The sequence below is a fragment of the Saccharopolyspora sp. 7B genome, from assembly GCF_020177435.1.
GTDB lineage: Bacteria > Actinomycetota > Actinomycetes > Mycobacteriales > Pseudonocardiaceae > Saccharopolyspora_C > Saccharopolyspora_C gregorii.
The window spans coordinates 33,977-56,971 of sequence record NZ_JAIUKC010000002.1; the positions used below are offsets into that span (position 1 = coordinate 33,977).

19 protein-coding genes and 1 pseudogene are annotated in these 22,995 nt (G+C 73.9%); 7 read left to right on the plus strand and 13 right to left on the minus strand.

Annotation, left to right across the window (positions count from 1 at the left end; translation table 11 throughout):
- Window positions 1-102: 102 nt before the first annotated feature.
- Window positions 103-966 carry an alpha/beta fold hydrolase gene (locus LCD33_RS00155; RefSeq protein WP_224956351.1) on the plus strand — a complete coding sequence of 288 codons (864 nt, stop codon included), beginning with the start codon at window positions 103-105 and terminating at the stop codon, window positions 964-966.
- Between the two features lie 267 nt (window positions 967-1,233).
- Here LCD33_RS00155 and LCD33_RS00160 read toward each other — a convergent pair whose 3' ends face one another.
- Genes LCD33_RS00160 through LCD33_RS00170 form a run of 3 tightly spaced genes read right to left on the minus strand, consistent with a single transcriptional unit; the run spans window position 1,234 to window position 5,079 of the window.
- Complete coding sequence (locus LCD33_RS00160; protein ID WP_224956352.1) at window positions 1,234-2,760, minus strand: sodium:alanine symporter family protein; 1,527 nt, start codon at window positions 2,758-2,760, stop codon at window positions 1,234-1,236.
- Between the two features lies 1 nt (window position 2,761).
- Window positions 2,762-3,655 (minus strand): 4-hydroxy-tetrahydrodipicolinate synthase, encoded by an 894-nt coding sequence (dapA, locus tag LCD33_RS00165; protein WP_224956353.1) that lies wholly within the window; start codon window positions 3,653-3,655, stop codon window positions 2,762-2,764.
- A gap of 38 nt (window positions 3,656-3,693) precedes the next feature.
- A complete protein-coding gene (locus LCD33_RS00170; protein WP_224956354.1) occupies window positions 3,694-5,079 on the minus strand; it encodes an NAD(P)/FAD-dependent oxidoreductase in 1,386 nt (461 codons plus the stop codon).
- A 359-nt stretch (window positions 5,080-5,438) separates the two neighbouring features.
- On the opposite strand from LCD33_RS00170, the gene LCD33_RS00175 reads away from it, so the two are divergent.
- Window positions 5,439-6,119, plus strand: coding sequence for a GntR family transcriptional regulator (locus tag LCD33_RS00175; RefSeq protein ID WP_224956355.1), 681 nt, complete (start codon window positions 5,439-5,441; stop codon window positions 6,117-6,119).
- Here the strand turns inward: LCD33_RS00175 and rarD are convergent.
- Window positions 6,004-7,029, minus strand: a complete 1,026-nt coding sequence (gene rarD, locus LCD33_RS00180; RefSeq protein ID WP_224965871.1) for an EamA family transporter RarD — start codon at window positions 7,027-7,029, stop codon at window positions 6,004-6,006. The two genes, LCD33_RS00175 and rarD, sit on opposite strands and share 116 nt — an antisense overlap.
- A 98-nt stretch (window positions 7,030-7,127) precedes the next feature.
- Between rarD and LCD33_RS00185 the strand changes: the two genes are divergently transcribed.
- Complete coding sequence (locus LCD33_RS00185; RefSeq protein ID WP_224977362.1) at window positions 7,128-8,636, plus strand: aldehyde dehydrogenase family protein; 1,509 nt, start codon at window positions 7,128-7,130, stop codon at window positions 8,634-8,636.
- Window positions 8,637-9,020: 384 nt separating this feature from the next.
- Here LCD33_RS00185 and LCD33_RS00190 read toward each other — a convergent pair whose 3' ends face one another.
- Window positions 9,021-9,275 carry a cupin domain-containing protein gene (locus LCD33_RS00190; RefSeq protein WP_224956359.1) on the minus strand — a complete coding sequence of 85 codons (255 nt, stop codon included), beginning with the start codon at window positions 9,273-9,275 and terminating at the stop codon, window positions 9,021-9,023.
- Window positions 9,276-9,379: 104 nt separating this feature from the next.
- Here LCD33_RS00190 and LCD33_RS29540 point away from each other — a divergent pair.
- Both LCD33_RS29540 and LCD33_RS28630 read left to right on the plus strand, forming a co-directional pair.
- A pseudogene (locus LCD33_RS29540) lies at window positions 9,380-9,739 on the plus strand (dihydrodipicolinate synthase family protein); the annotation flags it as partial.
- 112 nt (window positions 9,740-9,851) lie between these two features.
- Entirely contained in the window at window positions 9,852-10,124 is a 273-nt protein-coding gene (locus LCD33_RS28630) for a dihydrodipicolinate synthase family protein (protein ID WP_255614017.1), read from the plus strand.
- A 147-nt stretch (window positions 10,125-10,271) separates the two neighbouring features.
- Here the strand turns inward: LCD33_RS28630 and LCD33_RS00200 are convergent, their stop codons facing one another.
- The 6 genes from LCD33_RS00200 to LCD33_RS00225 form a co-directional block, all read right to left on the minus strand.
- Window positions 10,272-11,462: an MFS transporter gene (locus tag LCD33_RS00200; RefSeq protein WP_224977363.1), complete on the minus strand. Its 1,191-nt coding sequence runs from the start codon at window positions 11,460-11,462 to the stop codon at window positions 10,272-10,274.
- Between the two features lie 133 nt (window positions 11,463-11,595).
- Window positions 11,596-12,381 carry an IclR family transcriptional regulator gene (locus tag LCD33_RS00205; RefSeq protein WP_224965874.1) on the minus strand — a complete coding sequence of 262 codons (786 nt, stop codon included), beginning with the start codon at window positions 12,379-12,381 and terminating at the stop codon, window positions 11,596-11,598.
- Between the two features lie 176 nt (window positions 12,382-12,557).
- Window positions 12,558-13,343 (minus strand): enoyl-CoA hydratase-related protein, encoded by a 786-nt coding sequence (locus LCD33_RS00210; protein ID WP_224977364.1) that lies wholly within the window; start codon window positions 13,341-13,343, stop codon window positions 12,558-12,560.
- Window positions 13,336-15,414 carry an acetate--CoA ligase family protein gene (locus LCD33_RS00215; protein ID WP_224965876.1) on the minus strand — a complete coding sequence of 693 codons (2,079 nt, stop codon included), beginning with the start codon at window positions 15,412-15,414 and terminating at the stop codon, window positions 13,336-13,338. Before LCD33_RS00215 ends, LCD33_RS00210 begins: the two co-directional genes overlap by 8 nt.
- Window positions 15,415-15,457: 43 nt before the next feature.
- Window positions 15,458-16,618: an acyl-CoA dehydrogenase family protein gene (locus LCD33_RS00220; RefSeq protein ID WP_224965877.1), complete on the minus strand. Its 1,161-nt coding sequence runs from the start codon at window positions 16,616-16,618 to the stop codon at window positions 15,458-15,460.
- A 17-nt stretch (window positions 16,619-16,635) separates the two neighbouring features.
- A complete protein-coding gene (locus LCD33_RS00225) occupies window positions 16,636-17,169 on the minus strand; it encodes a thioesterase family protein (RefSeq protein WP_224965878.1) in 534 nt (177 codons plus the stop codon).
- A gap of 144 nt (window positions 17,170-17,313) precedes the next feature.
- Here LCD33_RS00225 and LCD33_RS00230 point away from each other — a divergent pair, with 144 nt between their 5' ends.
- Entirely contained in the window at window positions 17,314-18,102 is a 789-nt protein-coding gene (locus LCD33_RS00230; RefSeq protein WP_224956370.1) for an IclR family transcriptional regulator, read from the plus strand.
- A gap of 349 nt (window positions 18,103-18,451) precedes the next feature.
- On the opposite strand, the gene LCD33_RS00235 is transcribed toward LCD33_RS00230, so the two are convergent.
- Window positions 18,452-19,882 carry an NAD-dependent succinate-semialdehyde dehydrogenase gene (locus LCD33_RS00235; protein ID WP_224977365.1) on the minus strand — a complete coding sequence of 477 codons (1,431 nt, stop codon included), beginning with the start codon at window positions 19,880-19,882 and terminating at the stop codon, window positions 18,452-18,454.
- Between the two features lie 26 nt (window positions 19,883-19,908).
- Window positions 19,909-21,270, minus strand: a complete 1,362-nt coding sequence (gabT, locus tag LCD33_RS00240; RefSeq protein ID WP_224977366.1) for a 4-aminobutyrate--2-oxoglutarate transaminase — start codon at window positions 21,268-21,270, stop codon at window positions 19,909-19,911.
- A 99-nt stretch (window positions 21,271-21,369) separates the two neighbouring features.
- Here gabT and LCD33_RS00245 point away from each other — a divergent pair, with 99 nt between their 5' ends.
- The gene (locus LCD33_RS00245; protein WP_224977367.1) at window positions 21,370-22,827 is read left to right on the plus strand and encodes a PucR family transcriptional regulator; all 1,458 of its coding nucleotides are present in this window, start codon (window positions 21,370-21,372) and stop codon (window positions 22,825-22,827) included.
- The last annotated feature ends 168 nt before the right edge of the window (window positions 22,828-22,995 follow it).

Below are 22,995 nucleotides of genomic sequence, written 5' to 3' on the forward strand. Positions count from 1 at the left end.
CTCTGCGCGCCGCCCGGTGCCGAACACCGTGCGCGCCTCCCTCGGCGAGGTGTTGCGCGGCGCGCTTCCCGGCCGCTTCGGTGTGGTAAGCCTTGCTCCATCATGGGAGATCGCGCGGAGCACGTGCAGGGCGCGGTGCGCCGGTTCAGGACGTCGGACGGCCGCACCTTGCACGGACGAGAGCTGGAAGGGCCACCCGGTGCGCCGACCGTGGTCTTCGAGGCGGGGGCGGCAGGGACCGGTAGCACGTGGGCGCTGGTGCAACCGGCCGTCGCCGAGTTCGCCCGGGCCGTCGTCTACGACCGCAGCGGGCTGGGCGCCAGCGAACCCGATCCGGTCTCCCGCACGCTGCGGCGGATGGCTGACGACCTCGGCTCGGTGCTCGACGCGCTCGGGCCCGGGCCGTTCGTGCTCGTCGGGCACAGCGCGGGCGGACCGCTCATCCGCCTCGCCGCCGCCGACCGGCCGGAGCGGGTCGCGGGGCTCGTCCTCGTGGACCCGAGCGACGAGGCGTCGCGGACGCTGTTCACGCCCGCGTTCCGCACCGCCGAGAAGTGGGTGGTCCGGATCAACCTGATGCTGGCCCGTGCTCGCCTGCTCGGACCGCTGTGCCGGCCGATGGTGCGGCCGCTGCCCGCGGACGCGCGCCGCGATCTGACGCGCGAGGGGTTCACCCCGCGGCTGGTTCGCACCCAGGCCGAGCAGTCGCGCACCTTCCTCGACGAGCTGCTCGCCTTCCGCGCCGCACCGCCGGACCTCGGCGACCTCCCGGTCGTGGTGATCTCCGGGGGCCGCACCGGCGGCGGCATGAACGCGACGGTGCGGGCCGACGCGAACGCGAGCCACGCGCACCGGGCCGCGCAGTCCCCGGCGGGCAGGCACGTGGTGGCGGAGCTCTCCGGTCACCAGGTGCCGATCGCGGAACCGGACGTGGTGGTCCGCGAGATCCGGCGCCTCCTCGGCTGAGCGCCGCGCTGCTCCCGGGCCGCGGCGCCGCGGCGGGTGCTGACCTCGACGCCGACCCGCAGGCCGGTGATCCGGCGCGCGTCGTCCCGGTGCTCCGGCCACGTGCTCCGGGGAACCGCGGATCGAGCTCGGATGCCACCGCACGTCCGCTCGTGGCCGGTGCGGTCCCCGCACGCCGGTGGTGGCGCACCGGATCGCGGCGCTCCACCACCGGGTGCGGTCGACGCCGGATCGCCGGGGAGGCGGCGGAACCGGCGCCGGGCGTGATCAGCCCGGGCCGGGCCGTTCCGCCCCTCCCGGAACCGGCGCGGACGCCCCGGTCGGGGCCGGTGCCCGTTCCGGGTGCCAGAAGTCCGCACCCTTGATGTTCAGCGCCACCGGGTCGAAGACCGGGTCGACGCCGAGCTTGCGCTGCCGGTCGTAGTCGCGGCAGATCTTGTGCACGACCGGGTACAGCAGCACCAGGCACGCCAGGTTGACCCACGCGATCAGCCCGAGCCCGATGTCGCCCGCGGCCCACACCAGGTCCGCGTCGAGCACCGAACCGGCGAACACCACCGCGACCGTGCCCAGCCGCAGCACCATCGTCCACCCCGGACCCTTCCGCCCGTCCAGCAGGAAGAGCAGGTTCGAGTTCGCGACGTAGAAGTACAGCAGCAGGCAGGTGAATCCGAACAACAGCACCGCCACGGCGACGAATCCAGCGCCCCACCCGGGAACGAGCGTGTCGATGGCCGCCTGCACCCAGTTCGGCCCGGCGTCGAGGCCCGGCACGTTCTCGATGAAGAACCCGCCGGAGTGGTCCGAGACGTTGTACTTCCCGGACACCACCATCATCAGCCCGGTCGCCATGCAGATCAGCAGCACGTCGATGTAGATGCTGAAGCTCTGCACCAGACCCTGCTTGCCGGGGTGCGAGGTGCGCGCCGCGGCGGCCGCGAAGGTCGCCTCGCCGAGCCCGTTCGCCGAGGCGAACACGGCCCGCCGCACGCCCCACGCCACGGCCGCACCGGTGATCCCGGCCAGCATCGGTTCCTGCCCGAACGCGGAACGCACGATGAGCGACACCGCCGCGGGCACGTTCTCGATGTTCGTGCCGATCACCGCGAGGGCCAGCACCAGGTAGCCGACCGCCAGCACCGGCACGAGCAGCTGCGTCACCTTCACGATGCGGGTGGTGCCGCCGAAGATGATCGCCGCGATCAGCGCGGTGATGATCAGCGCCGGGATCCACGACGGCAGCCCGAACGCGAGCTTCGCGCTGGAGGCGATGGTGCTCACCTGGAACCCGGGGAAGACGAACCCGTACCCGACGAGGCCGAGGACCGCGACGAGCCCGCCGAGGAACGGGATCCGCAGGCCGTGCTTGATGTAGTACGGCATGCCTCCGATGTCCTCGTTCGCCTTCTGCCGGTCCTCGTCCTGCACCTGGCGCTTGAACACCTGGGACAGGGCCGCTTCGGCGTAGCCGACGGTGCAGCCGACGAGCCCGGTGAGGCCCATCCACAGCAGCGCGCCCGGGCCACCGCCGCCGATCGCGGTCGCGACCCCGGCGATGCTGCCCACGCCGACGCGGCTGCCGAGTGCGAGCACCAGCGCCTGAAACGAGGACAGCCCGCCGGACTCGCCCGGCGTGTCCCGCAGCTGCCGGAGCATGTCCGGGACGCGGCGGAACTGCACCGCCTTGGTCGCGATCGTGAACAGCACGCCCAGTGCGATGGCGAAGTAGGCCATCGGCGTCCAGATGGCGTCGGCTACCGCCGAGAGGCGTTCCGCGAGGGAGGACAGGTCCATATCACCGCGCCTCCTCCCGGATCGCGGCCAGCGCTTCCTCCACGCGGGCCGTGCTCACCTCGTCGAGCGGCGAGGTGGGGCGCCGCGGCGAGCCGACGTCGAGCCCGCGCAGCGCGACCCCGGCCTTCACCGCGGGGATGAACGGCGCGGAGATGAGCGAGTCGATGACCGGGTACAGCGCCTTCCACCGCGCGAGCGCACCGGACAGGTCGCCCTCGGCGATGCTCCGGCTGACCGCCACGATCTCCTCCGGGACGACGTTGGCCGCACCGGCCATGACGCCCGCGGCGCCTTCGACGAGCGCGCTGTAGATGTAGACGTCCCAGCCGATGAAGGTGCCGATGACGTCGCGGTGGTGGTGGATCAGCTGCAGCGCCTGCTCCCAGTTGGCGCTGGAGTCCTTGATGTACCGGATGTTGCCGGTGCTCTCGGCGAGCCCGCGCACGGTCTCCGGGTCGAGGTTGACACCGGTCGCGGCGGGGATGTTGTAGAGCATGATCGGCAGTTCGACCGAGGCGGCGACGTCCTCGAGGTACGCGACGGTCTCGTCGAGCGTGATCGGCTCGTAGAACGGAGTGACGAGCATGAGCACGTCGGCGCCGCTGCGCTCGGCGGCGCGGGAGAGCCGGATGGCTTCGGCGGTGCTGGTGGCGCCGGTCTGCGCCACGACCGGGACCCGGCCCGCGGTGTGCTCGACGACGGTGTCAACGAGGCGGAGCCGCTCGTCCGGGCTCAGTGCGCCGACCTCGGCGGTGGAGCCGGCGGCGACGACACCGTCCACACCGGACTCGACGGAGCGGTCGACGACCTTCTTCAGCACGGGCAGGTCGATCGCCTCGTCCTGGTCGAACGGTGTGACCAGAGCGGTGAGGACGCCGTTGAGGTTGTTCGTCACGGGTGTTTCTCCTTCTCTGCTGCGACGGTGTGGCGGGGTCAGACGACAGCGGGCGCGGGTGCGGCCCGGTGGGGTCGCCGTTCGGTGGCGAGGAGGCTCGCTGCCTCCTGCGCGGCCGAGAAGCCGGAGGTGATGGCGCTCTCGGTGTAGAGCGTTCCGAGGTAGTCGCCGGCGAGGAACACGCGGTCGGCGCCGCGGGTGAGCGTGGACTGGAGCTTGGCGCGGCCGGGGAACGAGTACGGGGAGGCGACCGCCCAGCGCTCCGCTTCCGCTTCGACGACGGTGTCCGCGAAGCCGTGCCCGAGGATCTGGTCGAGGTCGGCCAGGTGGGTGCCCACCACCTCGTCGTCGGACTTGTCCAGCAGCGCCCGGCCGAGCGAGGCGGGGGAGAAGGTCATGAAGCTGCCGCCGGGCTGCCGCGCGGATTCGGTGCCGCGCACCAGGTTCGCCTGGTTCAGCGCGATCGCGAACGAGCGCTTCGGGGCGGCGATCGCGTAGATGTCGTCCCAGGGGCGCGCGGAGGTCTCGTCGGTGAGGAAGGCGGAGCTGACGTGCGGCCCGTACTCGATGCGGCCCAGCGCGTCGCGGAGTTCGGCGGGCAGGTCCACCCCGATGCGGTGCGAGACGTCGGCGGTGGTGGCGAGCACGACGGTCCGGGCCTCGACCTCGTGGTCCACGCCGTCCTGGCGGTAGCGCACCACCACGGAGCCGGGTTTGCGCACGATCTCCTGGACGGCGGCGCCGAGCCGGACGCGGTCGCCGAGCGCGGCCGAGATCGTTTCGGTGAGGGTGGAAGGGCCGCCGACGATGCCGCGGCTGAGGCCCTGCCCGAAGCCGAGCACCAGGCTGAAGTAGCCGATGCCCGCCCCGGCCGAGATCTGGTCCATGTCCCCGGCCGAGCGGGTGACGGTCGTCCGGAACAGCGCCGCCGCGTCCTCGGGCAGGTTCCCGACGAAGTCCTGGAACGAGCGGTCGTTGGCGAAGTCGTAGATGCGCTGCTGCCGCGCGGCACCGGATTCGCCGGGGCGCTTGCGCACCACGCCGGTGTACCGGGCGACTTCGGCGACGACTTTGAGCCCGGCGCGCACGGTGCCGATCCGCGCCGCGGTGGGCATCGGGATCCGGAACGGGTAGGTCGCGATGTGGCCCTTCTTGAGGAACTTCCCGTTCATCGCCAGCGCCTGCAGCGAGCCGGGGACGGCCATCGCGGCGACGCCGATCTCGTTGAGCAGCGCGTCGGTGGAGGAGTCGGCGCCGGCGAAGACGTGCCCGCCCCAGTTCAACCAGTAGCGCCCGCGGCGTTCCGAGCGGATCCGGCCGCCCACGCGCTCGTCGGCTTCGAGGAGCAGCGCGTCCCAGTGCCGGAGCCGCCAGGCCGCCGACAGGCCGGCCAGGCCGGCTCCGATGACGATCGCGTCCTTCATCTGTCACTCCATTCGTGGTCCGCGAGGTGGGTGCCGTCGAGCGGCGGTCGTGCGGGCGCTTCCCGCGGTGCGGGGCGGTGCGCACCGGGCGTGGCCACGGGTCGTCCACGACGCCTCCCTCCGTTGGGATGAACTCGTCCGGGCTGGGCCGGGCGGTCAGGGTGGGGCGCGCGCCCCGCTGCGATCAGGCCGGAGCGGTGATGGGCGCCACTGACCCGAGAATGTAATCTGTGATCACAAATCAAATCAACCCTTTCGGGGGTATGAACTCAACCGGCCCCGGAGTGGACGCGGCGGCGGGGCGCAGCCGCAGGTACGGGTTGCGGCGACCCGCGATCGACGCAACTAACCTGTGATCCGTGGCCACCTCCCGACGCATCGAGCCGACCCTGCTGACCGACCAGGTCTACGAGTTCCTGCACGACGCGATCTTGAACGGCGAGTTCGCCGCGGGCGCGCGGCTGCGGATCCGGGACGTCGCCGCGGAGGTCGGCACCAGCGTCATGCCGGTCCGGGAGGCGATCCGGCGGCTGGAGGAGGCCGGGCTGGTCGAGCGCGAACCGCACAAGGGCGCCGTCGTCCGCGGGCTCTCGCTCGAAGAGCTCATCCACGTGTACGAGGCGCGGCGGGTGCTGGAGGTGGCCGCCGCGCGCGCCGGAGCCGAGCGCATCGACGCGGCCGGGCTCGCCACGATGCGCGCCGAGTACGAGCGGATGCTCGTCAGCCTCCGCGAACGGCGCGTCGTCGAGAGCCTCGACCACGATGAGGCCGTCCTGGAGACGCTGTACGCGGCCTCCGGGAACCCGGTGCTGGTGCAGCTGATCCGCAACCTGTGGCGGCAGTGCCGCCCGTACAAGATCGTCGGTGCGCAGGGTACGGTCGAGACGGCAGCGGACGATTCGCTGTGGCTGTACCAGGAACGGCTCATCGCTGCCGCGGAGCGGCACGACGCCGAGGCCGCCGCCACGGCTTCGGACGAGTCGCTGCGGGACGCGACCGGTCGGATCGAGGCGCTGCTGGCCGCGCAGCGCTCCGGCTGACGGCCACCGCGTCCCGCGGGAGCTCGGCCCGGCGCGGCCGCGCCCGGCGACCCCGGAAGCCGTCGGCGGCCAGGAGCGCCAGCGCCACCGCCAGCAGCCCGTAGACGCCGATCGACGCCGCGTCCAGCCGTTCGCCCAGCAGCAGCGCGGCGGCGAACAGCAGCACCGGCTCGACGTAGCTCAGCAGGCCGAACAGCGGCATCGGCAGCAGGCCGGACGCGGCCAGGTAGGCGCTCATCGCGACCGCTCCGGCGAGGCCGGCGGCGAGCACCGCGGCCTGCCCGCCCGGCGTGCTCGCCCCGGGGACGGCGAACACGAGGGCGATCGCGAACGGCGCGCCGAGCAGCACCTCGCCGCCGAACGCGGCCGGACCGTCCAGGCCCGCGCGCTTGCGGGCGGTGAAGTACACCGCGTACCCGACCGCGACCACGAACGTCACCCAGGACAGCGCCAGCGTGGTGCCGATCCGGATCGCCACCGCGGCGGCGGCGATCCCCACCGCGATCCACTGCACCCGGCTCACAGCGGCTCCGAAGACCAGCCGGCCGACGATCACCAGCACGATCGGCAGCAGCAGGAAGCCGAGCGAGGCGTCGAGCGCGTGCTCGTGCACCGGCGCCCACGCGAACAGCCACAGCTGGAGCCCGATGAGGGCGGAGAGCGCCACGAACGCGAGCGGGCGCCACCACCGGGCGCGGAGCGCGGTCCGGAACGCCGCCGCGTGCGCCCGGCCGCGGCGGGTGCCGAGCAGCGCGAGGTAGAACGCGGCGGTCAGGATGACGCGCCAGCCGAACACCGCCTCAGCCGATGCGTCGACCAGCCCCGAGGCGAGGAAGATTCCGCCGAAGAGGGCTGATGCGGCCAACGATGCGGCGGTGCCCTTGGCGCGCTCGGATCCGTTGCGTTCCACGCTGCCTCCTTGCGCGAAGCCGTTCCCGGAAGGGAGTATGTGATCTGTGATCACATCCTAGGTTATCGACGGATCACGCCGAGACGAAAGGATTTCCCATGTCCCGGACCAGCACCCACGACAACGACGCCGCCGTGGTGCGCCGCGCGGGCGAGGACACCCCCGCCCGCGACTCGTTCCCGCCCCTCGGGCACTTCATCGACGGCGCCTTCCACACCACCGCCGCCGAGACGATCGCCCTGATCGATCCGTCCACCGGCGGGACCGTCGCCGAAGTGCCCAGCGGCACCCGCGCCGACGTGGACCGGGCGGCCGCCGCCGCACGCGCCGCTTTCGCCGACTGGGGCCGGACCACCCCGCGCGAACGCGCCGACCTCCTGCTGGAGATCGCGAGCCGCGTCGAGGCGCGCGCGGACGAGTTCGCCCGGCTGGAATCCCTCGACACCGGCAAACCCCGCACCGTCGCCGCCGACGACGTCCAGGGCACCGTCGACGTCTTCCGGTTCGCCGCGGGCGCGGGCCGCGCCTTCACCGAGGCCGGGGCCGCCGAGTACGTGCGCGACCACACCTCGATCCTGCTGCGCGAACCGGTCGGCGTCGTCGGCGCGATCGTGCCGTGGAACTACCCGCTGCTGATGGCCGCGTGGAAGATCGCGCCGATCCTCGCCGTCGGCGACACCGTGATCGTCAAGCCCGCCGAGCAGACGCCGCTGACGCTGCTGCTGCTCGCCGACGTGGTGCGCGACCTGCTGCCCGCCGGGGTGTTCAACGTCGTACTGGGGATCGGTCCCGTGGTCGGCGCGGCGCTGGCCGAGCACCCGCAGATCGACCTCGTCGCCGTCACCGGCAGCGTCGGCAGCGGCCCGGCCGGCGCGGCGGCCGCGGCCGACTCCGTCAAGCGGGTGCACCTGGAACTCGGCGGCAAGGCGCCCGTGGTGATCTTCGAGGACGCCGATCTCGAAGCCGCCGCCGAAGCGCTGCGCACCGCCGGGTACTGGAACTCCGGGCAGGAATGCGGCGCGGGCACCCGCGTGCTCGTGCACGAGAGCGTCGCGGACCGGTTCGTCGAGCTGCTCGCCGAGCAGGTGGGCGCCATCGCAGTCGGCGAACCCGGCGCCGGGGACGACATCGAGGTCGGTCCGCTGATCTCGCAGGCCCAGCTGGACCGCGTGCGGGGGTTCGTCGAGCGCGCCGAGGGCGAAGGCGCCCGCGCCGTCGTGGGCGGCCGCGCGCTGCCCGGCCCCGGTTTCTTCCTGGCACCGACCGTCCTCGTCGACGTCGAGCAGGGGACCGAGGCCTCGCGGGAGGAGATCTTCGGGCCGGTGATCACGGTCGAGACCTTCCAGGACGAGGAGGAGGCCGTGACCAGGGCGAACGATGTCGTGTACGGGCTGGCGGCCTCGGTGTGGACGACGAACGCCGCGCGTTCCCTCGACGTTCCGCGCCGCCTGGACTTCGGCACGGTGTGGGTCAACAGCCACCTCGTGCTCGCCAGCGAGGTCCCGTGGGGCGGGTTCAAGGGATCCGGCTACGGGCGGGACCTGTCGGTGTACGCGCTCCAAGACTTCTCGCGGACCAAACACATCCAGCTCAACCACGCTCGATGAGCGAACGGCGGCCACCCGGCGAGGAACCGCGCGGTGGCCCGTCCACCGCATCTCCGCCACCGCGCGCGGCCCGCGCGCGGTGGTGCGTGCCACCGCGCCGGGCCCGCCCGCGCCGTCCTGTCGCGGCGGATCCGCGGCGGCCGGGGCGCGGTCGCTGACCCGGCCCGGGCTTCCGCGCGGCACCTGCGCGGGAGCCCGGGCCGCCTCACCGCGCTGGACGGGCCGCCCGTGCGGGAAGCGCGCGGGCGCGCACTGCTCGCGCCGCGCCGTCGGAGGTCGTGGCCGCGACGACCCGCTACTCCTCAGTCCGTTGTGGACGAGTTATGCTCCCGCCTCGCCGCGGGGAAATCCGCTCGGTCGCGATCTGAGCGGACGGCGTGCCACCTAACCGGGGGTTCCGGCGATGACGGCGAGGAGTTCGGCCGGTCCCTCGTCGACCGAGCGGAAGTGGTGCGGCTGGCCGCCCCGGAAGTACGCCGAGTCGCCGGTGCCGAGCACCTCGGTGCGGTCCGGGAAGCGGAGCTCGACCCGGCCGCGCAGCACCAGCACGAACTCGTCGCCGTCGTGCTCGCGGAAGGTGCACTGCGCGGAGGTCGCCGTCGGGTGCAGCACGAACGGCAGCATCTGCTTGCCCGCCATCCGCGTGGCCAGTCCGGTGTAGGGCGAGCTGTCCGGCGGGGTGTGCCGCGCCCCGTCCGCGCGCGTCGGCGCGGCTGATCTCCACCACGGCCTGGTCAGACCTCATCGACGCCGAATGGGCCGACGTCGCCGCCACCAGCATCGACGCCACGGGCGGGCGCGTCCCGGCCGTCGTGGGGGTCTCCGCGCTCACCACGGCCGCCACCACCGGGCGGGCCCGCACCGCGGCGCGGCTCGGCGCCGACATGGTGATGGTGCTGCCGATGTCCTACTGGGAGCTCGCGCCTGACGAGGTCCGCGCGCACGTCGCCGCGGTCGGCGCCAGCACCGACCTGCCGATCATGGTCTACAACAACCCGGCGACCAGCGGCATCGACCTTCCTCCGGAATTCCTCGTCGACCTGGTCGAGTCGATCCCGAACGTCGTCGCCATCAAGGAGTCCAGCGACATCACCCGCATGCAGCGCATCGCCCAGCTCGGCGGCAGGGAGGTGCGTTCTTCAACGGTTCCGACCCGGTCGCGTTCCTCGCGCTGGCGGCCGGGGCGACCGGCTGGTGCACGGCGGCGCCCGCGCTGTGTCCGCGGCAGGTCCTGGACCTGCACCGGCGGTCGCCGACGGGGAGCTCGGCCGGGCGCGGCAGATCTCCGGGAAGTTGTTGCCGCTGCTGGAGTTCATCCTCGCCCGCGGGCTGCCCACCGCGGTCAAGTCCGGGTTCGCCGAGCTCGGCGTGGACACCGGGGTGCCGCGGCTGCCGCTGCAACCGCTCGACGCGGCGGGCACCGAACAGCTCCGCACCCTGCTGTCCGACCTGGACATCACCGCGGCCGACGTCCCCGCCGCGAGCTGAACACAGGGCCGGGGTGCGGCCTCCGCGCACCCGACCCGGCACCGTCCTGGTTGCCCCCGTGCGGTGCGGGCCGGCCGAGCTCATGAAGTCCTGATAGGACGGTGCCGTCGAGGAGGCGCGGATGCGGCCCGAGCCCACCGCGACACCTCACTGATCGGCCTGCTCGGCGGGGTCGCGGAGGAACGCGGTCAACGCGGTCGCGAGGGCGGGCAGCGGCAGCAGCACGGCCAGCGCCGCGGTGGTGCCGTGGACGTTGGCGAACGCGCCCAGCGCGGGCACCGCCGCCCCGCCGCTGCTGACCGAGATGCCGAGGGTGACGGCCCCGGCCACCCCCAGGTTCCGCGGCAGGTAGTGCTGCCCGAGGGTGGTGTGCACCGGCAGCGGCAGGTTCACCGCCGCCCCGAGCGCGGCCGCGGCCACCAGCGCGATCGGCACCGCGGGCGCGGTGATCAGGCAGCCGAGCAGCAGCAGGCCGGTCACGTGGCTCACCCGGAGCACGGTGAGCCGCCCGAACCGCTCGACCAGTCCGCCGCCCGCCAAGGTCGACAGCGCCCCGGCACCGGAGAACAGGACCAGGGCCAGCGATGCGGTGCTCGGCGTCGCGCCGAGGCGGTCCGCGACGGACAACACCAGGAAGGTGCTCACCCCGTAGAACAGCACCGACCGCAGCACGATGATCAGCGTCAACCAGCCGAACTCCCGCCACCTGTTGAGGCCGGCCACCAGCGCCCCGGACTCACCGTCCGGTTCGCCGCCCGGTTCGGGGGAACGGCCGCGGAAGCGGCCGACGATGACCGCGGCGACCGCGGGCACCGCCAGCAGCGGCGTGGCCACCAGCCCGAACGGCAGCAGCACCGCCCCGGCCGCGACCGGGCCCGCCGCGTAGCCGGCCAGACCGCCGAAGGTGAACCACCCCATGCCCCGATCGCCGGTTCCGGTGCGGTGCACGGCCTTCGCCGCCTCCGGGTGGTAGGCGGCGACGCCGATCCCCGAGAGCACCAGCGCGGCGCAGGTCGCCGCGTACGAGGCGGTCGAACCGACCGCTCCGACCCCGGCCGCGGCGAGCAGCAAGCCCACCGCCCGGACCCGGCCCAGCGCCGGTCCGCGATCCGCCAGGACCCCGAACAGCGGCTGGGCCAACGAGGACACCAGCGTCGCGGCGAGCACCACGCCGCCTGCGTGGGCGTAGTCGTAGCCGCGCTCCGCGACCAGCAGCGGCACCAGCGCGGGCACCACGCCTTGGTAGAAGTCGGTGACCCCGTGCTCCGCGGACAGGGCGAACGCGCCGCGGTGCCGCGCGATCGTGTCGGGCAGGACGGGTTTTCGGCGCAGTGGCACCCGAATTCGCTCCCGTTCGGGCGGCGCGCCGCTTCGGGACGTGCCGCATCGGCGGAGCGGTGGGCTCCGCTGTCGGATGTGTCGATCTGTCGGACGTGCCGGGGTGCCGGACGTGCCGGGACCCGGCCGCCGATCAGTCCCGGTCGCCCGGTGGCGCTCCGGACACGGCCCGCGAGATCCGGTCGGCGGCGTCGCGCACCAGCCGTCCGGCGCGGTCCAGGTTCCGGGCGAGGCGGAAGGTCGGTGCGGACACGTTCACCGCGGCGACGATCCGCCCGCGGAAGTCGCGGACCGGTGCGGCGGCCGCGACCAGGCCCTCCTCGAACTCGTCGCGGGAGACCGCGTAGCCGCGCTCGCGCGCCTCGTGCAGCCGGGAGATCACTCCGGCGACGTCACGCGGTGCTCGCGGTCCGCCGGTGTCGAAGGGGGCGTCGGCGAACATGGCTTCGAGCTCGTCGTCCCGGTGGTCCAGCAGCAGCGCCCGGCCGGTGGCGCTGCGGTGCAGCGAGCTGCGCTGCCCCACCCAGTTGGTGGTCTGCACGGTGCGCGCCGGTGTCTCGGACAGCACGGTGAGCGCCGCGTCCCCGGACGGCACCGTCAGGTAGACGCGTTCGTTCGTCGTGGTCCGCAGCCGCCGCAGCACCGGGGGTGCCTCGGCGAGCAGCCGCTGGTGCCCGGCCTGGTCGGCCATCGTGAACACCCGCCACCCGAGCCGGTAGCCGAGCGTCTCCGGATCCCGGTCGACCATCCCCGTCTCCTCCAGCGCGCGCAGCGCCCGGGACACCTGGGACTTCTCCTTGCCGACGCGACGGGCGATCTCGACGACACCGAGCCCGCCCGCCTCGCCGGATGCCGGTTCGCCCAGCGCCTGCAGGATCGCCATCGCCCGGTGCACCGCCGACGCGTTCTCACCGCTCATGCCACGATCCTCGCCGCCCGGGGCGACAGCGGCAACCCTCGTTGCTGTCCCAGCAACGCATGCCGTGCGGAGTTCGAGACGCCGGACGGTGCCGATGACCGCCAGCCCGAGCCGTTCGGGGGCGCCGTGCTCCCCGGTGAGCAGCTCAAGGTCACCGAGGCCGCGCCGCGCTCGGGTCAGCGGCCGGTCCACCGGGGTGGTCGGCGTTCGGCGAAGGCGCGGGGGCCTTCTTCGGCGTCCGCGGAGGTGAGCACCGCCCGGTAGTGCGGGAGCGCGTCGCTGCGCAGCAGCCGCTGGCCGGCTTCGACGTCGAGGGCGGCGGTGCGGCGGGTGATCTCCTTGATGGCGGTGACCGCGAGCGGTGCGGCCGCGCAGATCCGGCGCGCGAGCCCGTCGGCTTCGGCGAGCAAGTCGGCGGCGGGCACGACCCGGTTGATCAGGCCGTACCGGTGCGCTTCGGCCGCGGTCATCCGGCGCCCGGTGAGCAGCAGTTCCGCGGCGATCGCCCGCGGCAGCCGTTGCGGGAGGCGCAGCACGCCGCCGGAATCGGGGACGATGCCCAGCGTCGCCTCGGGCAGCGCGAACTCGGCGTGGTCGGCGGCGACGACGAGGTCGGCGGCCAGCGCGAGTTCGAAGCCGCCGCCGAGCGCGAGCCCGTTCACCGCGGCGATCACCGGCTTGTCGAGCGCGAAGAACTCGGTGAGCCCGGCGAACCCGCCCGGCCCGTGGTCGGCGTCCACGGCCTCGCCCGCCGCGGCCGCCTTGAGGTCCCAGCCCGCGGAGAAGAAGCGGTCCCCGCCACCGGTCAGCACCGCGACGCGCAGCGCGTCGTCCCGGTGCAGCCGGTCGAACGCCGCGTGCAGCGCGCGGCTGGTGGGCACGTCGACGGCATTCGCCGAGGGCCGGTCCAGGGTGATCGTCAGGACGCCGTCGTGGACGTCGGTGCGCACCGGGTCAGTCATCGGAACTCCTCGCCTCCCGTACCAGCACGTCGACCGCGACGGCGCCGTGCGGGAGCGCCAGCAGCGGGTTCACGTCGAGTTCGAGCAGCCGCGGGTCGGCGCGGGCGTGCTCGGCGATGGCGGCGACCGCGTCCACCACCGCGTCCACGTCGGCGGCGGGGCCGCGGAACCCGGTCAGCAGCGGCCAGATCCGCAACTCCGCCAGCGCGGTGCGGATCTCCGCCCGGGTGACCGGCAGCAGCAGCGTCACCGCGTCGCGCACCAGCTCGACCAGCACGCCACCGGCGCCGACGGTCAGCGCCGGGCCGAACCGCGGGTCGCGGCGCACCCCGACGATCAGCTCGGCGACGGCGCCGCCGACCATCCGCTCGACCAGGAACCGGTCGGCGAGCCCGGACATCGCCGCCACCGCCGCGCGCACCTGCTCCCGGTCGGTCAGGCCGAGCCGGACCCCGCCCGCGTCGGACTTGTGCGCCAGGTCGGCCGAGACCGCTTTGACCACGACGGGGAAGCCGAGTTCGGCGGCCGCTGCCGGGGCTTCCGGTTCGGACACCACGCGCCCGTCCGGGACGGTCACGCCGCGGGCGGCGAGCGCGCGCTTGCCGGTGGGCTCGTCCAGCAGTCGGTCCCGGCCGCCCAGCTGCGGAACCGGTTCCAGCGGTGCGGGCGGATCGGGGTTCCGCTGCGCCTCGCCGATGCGCGCGGCCGCGGCCAGCGCCGCCGCGCAGTCCGCGGTGCCCTGCATCGGCGCGATCCCGGTGGCCAGCAACCGGTCCCGCACCGGTTCCGGCAGCCCCTCCGGCAACGAGCTCACCACGCAGGCCGGGCCCGGGTCGGTGGCGTGCGCCGCGCCGAACGCCTCGACGGCGACGTCCCAGGTCGCCTCTTCGCAGCGGTCACCGCGCGGAAAATCGGCCAGCAGCAGGTGGCAGTCGACGCCCGCGCGGAACAGCTCGGTGAAGCAGGCGGTCTGCGCGTCCCGGTCGCCCCAGATGTAGGTGTGGTAGTCGAGCGGGTTCGCCACCGACACCCGCTCGCCGAGCAACGTCCGCATCCGGCGCTGCACCGCGGCGGGGAATTCGGGCAGTTCCAGCCCGGCCCGCTCGGCGAGGTCCGCGAGCAGCGCGGCCTCACCGCCGGAGGCGCTCGCCGAAGTGATGCGCCGACCGGGGAGCGGGCCGTTGGCGTGCAGGAACTTCAGCGCCTCCACGAAGGTGCTGACGTGCCGCACCCGCGCCATCCCGACCCGCCGGAACAGGGCGTCGCACAGCTCGTCCGAACCGGCCAGCGAACTGGTGTGGCTCAACGTCGTGCGCGCCCCGGCCGCGGAACTCCCGGTCTTGAGCACCACGATCGGCACGCCGCGGCGCAGCGCGCGGAGCCCGGCGCGGGACAGCCCGGCGACGTCGTCCACGCCCTCCAGGTGCAGCCCGATCGCGGTGATCCGCGGATCGTCCAGCGCGGCGTCGATCAGCTCGGCGACGGCGGTGACCGCGCCGTTGCCGAGCGCGACGAGCTGCGCGAGCGGCAGGGACCGGCGCTGCATGGTCAGGTTCTGCCCGACGGTGCCGCTCTGCGCGATCACCGCGACGCCCCGGTCCACCCGGTGCCCGCCGTGCTCCTCCGGCCACAGCGCCGCGCCGTCCAGGTAGTTGAGCACGCCCAGGCAGTTCGGCCCGATCAGCGGCATCCCGCCCGCCGCCGCCACCAGGGACCGCTGCAGCGCGGCCCCGGCGGCGTCGTGCTCGGCGAATCCCGAGGCATGGCAGACCACGCCCCCGGCGCCGCGCGCGGCCAGCTCGCGGACGGTGGTCACGGTGGCCGCAGGCGGCACCGCGAGGAACGCGGCGTCCGGTGCTTCCGGGAGTTCGGCGGTGCTGCGGACGCAGGGAATCCCGTCGATCTCGGCCCGCCGGGGGTGCACCGGCGTGATCCGCCCGGCGAAGCCGATCTTGCGGCTCTGCCGGATCGCCGCGGCGGCCGCGGCTCCGCCGTAGACGGCGACGTGCCGGGGCGCCAGCAGGCGGTGCAGGCCGCGCCCTGTCGTGTCCGATGTGGACTCGGTCGTCATGTCGAGCTCCTCGCGGTGCTGAATCGTCCACAGTGGATGGAGGTCAACCGCCCAGCGGCCGCAGCAGCGAACGCGAGATGATGTGCCGCTGGATCTCGCTGGTGCCGTCCCAGATCCGCTCCACCCGCGCATCGCGCCAGAAGCGCTCGACCGGCAGCTCGGACATCAACCCGGCGCCGCCGAAGACCTGCACCGCGCCGTCGGTGATGCGGGCCAGCGCCTCGGTGGCGAACAGCTTGGCCATCGCCGCGTCCCGGTCCGACATCGCGCCCCGGTCGAGCTTCGCGGCGGCCCGCAAGGTGAGCAGTTCCGCGGCCTCCAGCTCGGTGGCCATGTCGGCGAGCGGGAACGACACCCCTTGGAAGCGCCCGATGTTCCGGCCGAACTGCTCGCGCTCGGCCGCCCAGGACGTGGTCATCTCCAGCACCCGCCGGGCCCGGCCGACGCTGGTCGCGGCGACGCTGAGCCTGCTCGCGCCGAGCCATTCGCCCATCAGCTCGAACCCCGTCCCTTCGGCGCCGAGGCGCTGCGCCACCGGGATCCGGCAACCGTCGAAGGCCAGCTCGCACTGGTGGTAGCCGCGGTGCGACACGCAGGCCGAGCCGCGGGTCACCGTCAGCCCGGGGGTGTCCAGGTCCACCAGGAACGCGGTGATCAGGTTCCGCGGGCCGCGCTCGCTCCGCTCGACGCCGGTGCTCGCGAACAGCACCACGAAGTCGGCGACGTCGGCGTGACTGATGAAGTGCTTCGTGCCGGTGAGCACGTATTCCTCGCCCTCGCGCACCGCGCGGGTGCTCATCGAGCGGACGTCGGAGCCCGCCCCGGGTTCGGTCATCGCCAGGCAGTCGGTGCGCTCGCCGCGGATGGTGGGCAGCAGGTAGCGCTCCCGCTGCTCGCCCGCGCAGGCCTGCAGGATGTTGCCGGGCCGCGCCACCAGCGCCTGCAACGCGTACCCGGTGCGGCCGAGTTCGCGTTCGACCAGGGCCAGGCCGACGGCGTCCAGCCCGCCACCGCCGAGCTCGGCGGGCATGTTCGGCGCGTACAGCCCGGATGCGACGGCCTTGGCGCGGATGCGGGCGGCGAGCTCGGCGGGCACCTCGTCCAGCCGCTCCACCTCGTCCTCGTGCGGCACCAGTTCGGTGCTGACGAACTTCCGGGCGGTCTCGACGATGGCCTGCTGCTCGTCGGTGAGTTCGAAGTCCACGGTGTGCTCCTCGCTGGTCAGCGCCGGATTCCCATCGGCCGCCCGACGCGGCCGGGGACCGGGAGGTCCTGGTGGGCTCGGTGGATCGCGCTCAGCCGGTCCCGGAGTTCGACGGGCAGCTCGCAGGAGCGGCCGCGCTCGGTGTCGACGTGCACGAGCAGCTGCTCGGCGGTGGCCAGCAGCAGCCCGGAACCGGCGTGGTGCATCTCGTGGAACAGGTGCAGCCGCTTCGCGTCGTGGTCCAGCAGCCGGAGGCTCAGCGCGATCGGTTCGCCCTCGGCGACCTCGCGGTCGTGGTGCAGGTGGGTGTCGGCGGTGTACAGCGACCGCCCGTTCGCCCGGTACCGCTCGTCGATGCCGAGGTAGCGGAAGAAGGCGTCGGCGGAATCGCCGAATACCAGCAGGTAGCAGGACTCGCTCAGGTGTCCGTTGTAGTCGACCCACCGCGGGTCGACGGTCGTCTCGTGCAGCCGCAGCGGGGCCGGGACCGGCGCCGCGTCGTCCCAGGGCCGGTACCCGGAGCCTTCGTAGGGGGTGACCACTCGATCCATCGGCGTCTCACAATGTGCGTCGGATGTTCGCGATGTGTGACGCTAGGGTGGCGGGTGCGGCGCGGTCAAGGACCGTCGCCCGAAAGCAGGCGCGGGCATCGGAGCGGCGACGGGATCGCCCGGGCGGATCACTAGGGTGGGGGCATGAGCGTGGAAGCGGCGCACACCCAGGAGGAGCAGTCCCGGGCGGCCGGACGGGTGCAGTCCCTCGACCGCGCGGTGGCCCTGCTCAACGCGGTCTCCGCCGGATCACCGGAAGGCCGCTCCGCCCCCGACCTGGCCGCCGACTGCGGGCTGAACCGGGCCACCGCGTGGCGGCTGCTGGCCACCCTCGAACACCACGGGCTAGTGGAGCGGGACCCGGTGAACAACCGCTACGCGATCGGGTTCGCGATCAGCAGGATGGCGGCGACCGCCGGCGTGGACGGGCTGGTTCGCCGCGCGCACGGCACCCTCGAACGGCTCAGCCGTGAGACGGGGGAGACGGCGAACCTCGCGGTCGCCCAGCGGCTCGGGCTGACCTACGTGGACGAAGTGGCACCGCAGGCGGTGCTCAGCGCCCGCTGGCTCGGGCAGCACGTGCCGATCCACGCCACCTCCGCGGGCAAGGCGCTGCTGGCCTGGCTGCCGCAGCCGGAGGTCGAATCGCTGCTGGACACACCGCTGGCCGAGTACACCGAGAGCACCCGCACCGATCGGGACGCGCTGCTGGCCGAACTCGCCGAGATCCGCGAGCAGGGCTACAGCGGGGCGGACGGCGAACTCGAATCGCACGTGTGCGGGGTGTCGGCGCCGGTCCTCGACGTACGGCGCCGCCCGGCCGCGATCGTGAGCATCTGGGGGCCGCGGGACCGCGTTCCCGCCGCGCGCTTCACCGAGCTCGGCGCCCTGGTCCGCGACGCGGCGATCGAAATAGGCGAAGCTCTCGGCTGACCGGCCCCCGCATCAGAAGCGCACCCACTTCCAACCGCCCAGGCGGGTCGTGTCGTTCTCCTGTCAGCGGCGAAGCCACCGGTGAAAACGACCCCGCAGCGAGGAAGCAGCTGACTGCCCGTCTCTGAACCTGCCCGGCGGGCCGTGTCGTTGTCCTGTCAGCGGCGCAGCCGCTGAGCCGCCGACCACCCAAGACACCGGCACCGCAGCGGGTTCTCAGCGGTTTCCTCGCGGGGACAGCGATTTCTCATGTGGCGGAGCCACCTGTGAAATCGATCCCGCAGCGAGGAAACCGCTGAGGTTCCGCCACCCGCCCCCTACGCAACGGGAGCGGAACCGGGCCAGTTCCTCAGCTGACGCTGAGGAACTGGGTCTCCTGGAAGGCCCGGATCCCCTCCTGCGCGCCCTCGCGGCCGAGTCCGCTCTGCTTCATCCCGCCGAACGGCGCCGACGGGTCCGAGACGACACCGCGGTTGACCCCGACCATGCCGCACTGCACGCGGCGGCCGATCTCCAGCGCCCGGCCGGTGTCCCCGGCGTAGACGTACCCGGCGAGGCCGTACTCGGTCGCGTTGGCCACCGCCACCAGCTCGTCGGTGCCGCTCCAGGTCCGGATCGGCGCGACCGGGCCGAAGATCTCCTCGTGCAGCACGGCGGCGTCGTCCGGCACCCCGGCCAGCACCACCGGCGCGGAGAACGAACCGGTGGCAGGCACCTCGACCGGCTCCCGCACGATCCGCGCCCCGCGCTCCACCGCGTCGGCGACGAGCCCGGCGACGCGGCGCACCGCGCGGTCGTCGATCAGCGGGCCGATGTCGGTGCCCGGCTCGGCGGCCGGTCCGACCCGCAGCCGCGCGACGGCGTCGGCGAAGGACTCGGCGAACTCGTCGGCGACGTCCTCGTGCACCAGGAACCGGTTGGCGGCCGTGCAGGCCTGCCCCGCGTTGCGCAGCTTCGCGATCAGCGCGCCCTGCACGGCGGCGTCGATGTCGGCGTCGGCGCACACGACGAACGGGGCGTTGCCGCCGAGCTCCATCGAGCTGTTCACCACCCGCCCGGCGGCGAGGCCGAGCAGGTGCCGCCCGACCCCGGTGGAGCCGGTGAAGGAGAGCTTGCGGACCGCGTCGTGCGCCAGCAGCACCCGGCTGATCGCGTCGGCCCGGGTGCTCGGCAGCACGGTCAGCACGTCCTGCGGCGCACCCGCCTCGACCAGCAGATCGCGGATCGCCAGCGCGGTCAGCGGGGTCTCCGCGGCGGGCTTGAGCACCACGGTGCAGCCCGCCGCCAGCGCCGGTGCGACCTTGCGGGTGATCATGGCCGCCGGGAAGTTCCACGGCGTGATCAGCAGCGCCACCCCGACCGGCTGCGCGGTGACCACCGTCGTGGAGCGGCCGTCGGGGGAGGTCTCGAACCGGCCGTCCGGGCGGACCGCTTCTTCGGCGAACCAGCGGAAGAACTCCGCCGCGTACGAGACCTCCGCGCGGGCGTCCGCGGCGGCCTTCCCGGACTCGCGGCTGATCAGCTCGGCGAGCTCGTCGGCGCGGTCGATCATCAGCTCGCGGGTCGCCGCGAGGATCTCGGCGCGGCGGCGGGGCGGGGTCGCGGCCCAGTCGGGCAGCGCCTCGGCGGCGGTGTCCGCGGCGGCCGCGGCATGCGACTCGTCGGCGTCGGAGACGCGGGCGATCTCGATGCCGGTCGCCGGGTCGTGCACCGCGAACTCGTCCGCGGTGGGGGTGGGCTTGCCGCCGATGAACAGCGGGGACGGCTGGAAGAGCGTCATGGGGACTCCTCGTCGGGGGAAGGGGATCAGGACTGCGCGAGGGCGTCGGCGAGCACGTCCAGCCCGTCGTGCAGCAGCTCGTCGGGGATGGTCAGCGGCGGCAGCAGCCGGATCACATTGCCGAACGAGCCGCAGGTCAGCACGAGCACGCCGGTGCGGTGGCAGTGGTCGGCGACGGCCTTCGCCAGCGCCGCGTCCGGCTCGGTGCCGCCCGGGCGCACGAACTCGACGGCGATCATGGCGCCGCGGCCGCGGACCTCGCCGATGACGGAGTCGGCGTCGGCGAGCGCGCGCAGCCGGGCGGTCGCCTGCTCGCCGATCGCGGCGGCGCGGGCGACGAGACCGTCCTCGCGGATCGTCTCCAGCGCGGCCAGCGCGGCGGCGCAGGCCACCGGGTTGCCGCCGTAGGTGCCGCCGAGGCCGCCCGCCGGCACCGCGTCCATCAGCTCCGCCCGGCCGGTGACCGCGGCGATCGGCAGCCCGCCGCCGAGGCCCTTCGCGGTGGTGATCAGGTCCGGGACGACGTCCTCGTGGTCGGTGGCGAACCAGGAGCCGGTGCGCGCGACCCCGGTCTGCACCTCGTCGGCGACGAACACGATCCCGTTCGCGCGGCACCAGCGGGCCAGTTCGGCGAGGAATCCCGGCGCGGGCACGATGAAACCGCCCTCGCCCTGGATCGGCTCGATCACCAGCGCCGCCAGCCGGTCGGCTCCGGCGGTGCGCTCCAGGTAGTCGGTGGTGCGCTTCGCGGCCTCGGCGCCGGACAGCCCGGCGTCGTCCCGGAACGGGTAGGAGGTGGGGGCGCGGTGCACGTCGGCCGCGAACGGGCCGAACCCGTCCTTGTACGGCTTGTTCTTCGCGGTCAGCGCCATCGTCAGGTTCGTGCGCCCGTGGTAGGCGTGGTCCACGACCGCGATCCCGGTCCGGCCGGTCGCGCAGCGGGCGATCTTCACCGCGTTCTCGACGGCCTCGGAGCCGGTGTTGAACAGCGCGGTGCGCTTCTCGTGGTCGCCCGGGGTGATCGCGGCGAGTTCCTCGGCGAGCCGCACGTAGCTCTCGTACGGGGTGATCATCGCGCAGGTGTGGGTGAACCGGACCAGCTGGTCGGACGCGGCCGCGACCACCTTCGGCGCCGAGTTGCCGACCGTGGTGACCGCGATGCCGGAGCCGAGGTCGACGAACGAGTTGCCGTCCACGTCGACCAGCACGCCGCCGCCGGCCGCCGCCGCGTAGACCGGCAGCGTCGAGGACACCCCGGCGGAGACCGCGGCCGAACGGCGCGCGGCGAGTTCGCGGGACAGCGGGCCGGGGACCTCGGTGCGCAGCTCGCGCCGCTGGGGGAGACCGGGACCGCCGATCAGCTCGGGGGACGGGGCGGATGCGGTCATGCGAGGCTCCTTCGCGGCGGCGGGGACGGGACGTCTCCGACGCTAGGCCGCTCGGCGCGCCGTGGTGAGTGTGCGAACCCGACAGGCAGGCGTGCTCGGGTGTGCAACACTGCCACCGTGCTGAGCCTGGACGACGTCGTCGCGATCCCCGAACTGGCGCTGCGCGTGATCGTCGAACCGGCTGCCGAACGCCCGCTTCGGTGGGTGACGACCAGCGAACTCACCGACCCGGACCGGTACCTGGAGGGCGGCGAGCTGCTGCTGACCACCGGGCTGGTGCGCCAGGACTGGGCGGCCTACGTGCGGCGGATCGACCGCGCCGGGGTGGCGGCGCTCGGGTTCGGCACCGGCCTCTCGCACGCCGAGGTCCCGCGGGCCCTGGTCGAGGCGGCGCGCGCGGCGGGGCTCAGCCTGGTCGTGGTGCCGGAGGCGACGCCCTTCATCGCGGTGAGCAAAGCCGTCGCCGGGCTGCTCGCGGATCAGGAGCGCGAGTCCACCGTATCGGCGCTGCGCGTGCAGCAGGAGCTGACCCGGGTGATCTCCCGCAAGGACGGCCCGGCGCGGGTGCTCGGTGTGCTCGGCCGGGCCGCGCGGGGCAGCGCCGGACTGGTCGACGCGGCCGGGACGCCGCTGGTCCCGGCCCGGTTCCGGCTGCCGGACGCGGCGCGGCGCGCGCTGGGGACGTTGCGCTCCGGCGGCGGAGCCGGAGCCGTCACCGAGACCGGCGCCGAGGGCACCACCGTGGTGCAGCCGCTCGGTGCCGGCGTCGACGGACCGTTCCTGGTGCTGTTGGCCCCAGGACCGCTGGACGCGGTGCTGCGCGCGGTGCTGGTGTCCACTGTCGCGCTGCTGACCCTCGACGCCGAACGATCCCGGGCCGCCGCCGACGCCGAGCTGCGGTTGCGGGACCAGGCGGCGGCGCTGGTGCTGGACGGGGCGGTCGACGCGGGCGCCGGGGTCGCGGCCCTGCTCGAAGGAAGCCCGGTGCCGCCGCGGACCGTGCGGGTGCTGCGCGCCTCCGGGGTCCCCGCCGGGGCCCGCGAGCGCCTGGCCCGCGAGCACCCGGAGGTGCTGACCACGGCCCCGGCCGACGGGAACATCGCGCTGCTGGTGGCCGACGGTGCGGCCCGCGAGGTCGCCGACCTGCTCGCCGGTCTGCGCGCCGGGGTGGGCGTCGGCCCCGCCGTCCCCGTCGCCGACGCGCGCACCAGCGACGCCGCCGCCCGCACCGCGCTGGCCGCCGCGGACCGGGAGGTCGTCGACTGGGACGAGCGGTTCCGCGGCAGCGTCCGCGCCGGGCTGCCCGACCACGCGGCCCGCGCGCTGGCGGCCTCGATCCTGCGCGACCTCGTCGCGGAACCCGAGTTGCTGCGGACGCTGCACACCTACCTGGCGCACCTCGGCCACTGGCAGCCCGCCGCCGACGAGCTGGGGATCCACCGCAATACGCTGCGCAAGCGGATCGCCCGCATCGAGGAGCTCACCGGCCGCGACGTGGACACCGCGGCCGGCCGCGCCGACCTGTGGATCGCGGTCGTGATCGCCCGGGAACCGTGACTTTTTGGTTTTCTCACTCGGTTCGCGTCGTGGTCGGGTGGCGGAACCTCAGCTTCTCCCTCGCTGCGGGATCGTCTTCACAGGTGGCGCCGCCACATGAGAAAACGCTGTCCTCGCGAGGAAGAAGCTGAGAACCCGCGGGTGGTTCGGTTGATCGGGTGGTCGGCG

Coding starts and splice junctions, on each gene's coding strand:
- LCD33_RS00155 (WP_224956351.1), top strand. CDS start 103: ATGGGAGATCGCGCGGAGCACGTGCAGGGCGCGGTGCGCCGGTTCAGG.
- LCD33_RS00160 (WP_224956352.1), bottom strand. CDS start 2,760: ATGGACCTGTCCTCCCTCGCGGAACGCCTCTCGGCGGTAGCCGACGCC.
- LCD33_RS00170 (WP_224956354.1), bottom strand. CDS start 5,079: ATGAAGGACGCGATCGTCATCGGAGCCGGCCTGGCCGGCCTGTCGGCG.
- LCD33_RS00185 (WP_224977362.1), top strand. CDS start 7,128: ATGTCCCGGACCAGCACCCACGACAACGACGCCGCCGTGGTGCGCCGC.
- LCD33_RS00190 (WP_224956359.1), bottom strand. CDS start 9,275: ATGGCGGGCAAGCAGATGCTGCCGTTCGTGCTGCACCCGACGGCGACC.
- LCD33_RS00205 (WP_224965874.1), bottom strand. CDS start 12,381: ATGAGCGGTGAGAACGCGTCGGCGGTGCACCGGGCGATGGCGATCCTG.
- LCD33_RS00210 (WP_224977364.1), bottom strand. CDS start 13,343: ATGACTGACCCGGTGCGCACCGACGTCCACGACGGCGTCCTGACGATC.
- LCD33_RS00215 (WP_224965876.1), bottom strand. CDS start 15,414: ATGACGACCGAGTCCACATCGGACACGACAGGGCGCGGCCTGCACCGC.
- LCD33_RS00225 (WP_224965878.1), bottom strand. CDS start 17,169: ATGGATCGAGTGGTCACCCCCTACGAAGGCTCCGGGTACCGGCCCTGG.
- LCD33_RS00230 (WP_224956370.1), top strand. CDS start 17,314: ATGAGCGTGGAAGCGGCGCACACCCAGGAGGAGCAGTCCCGGGCGGCC.
- LCD33_RS00235 (WP_224977365.1), bottom strand. CDS start 19,882: ATGACGCTCTTCCAGCCGTCCCCGCTGTTCATCGGCGGCAAGCCCACC.
- gabT (WP_224977366.1), bottom strand. CDS start 21,270: ATGACCGCATCCGCCCCGTCCCCCGAGCTGATCGGCGGTCCCGGTCTC.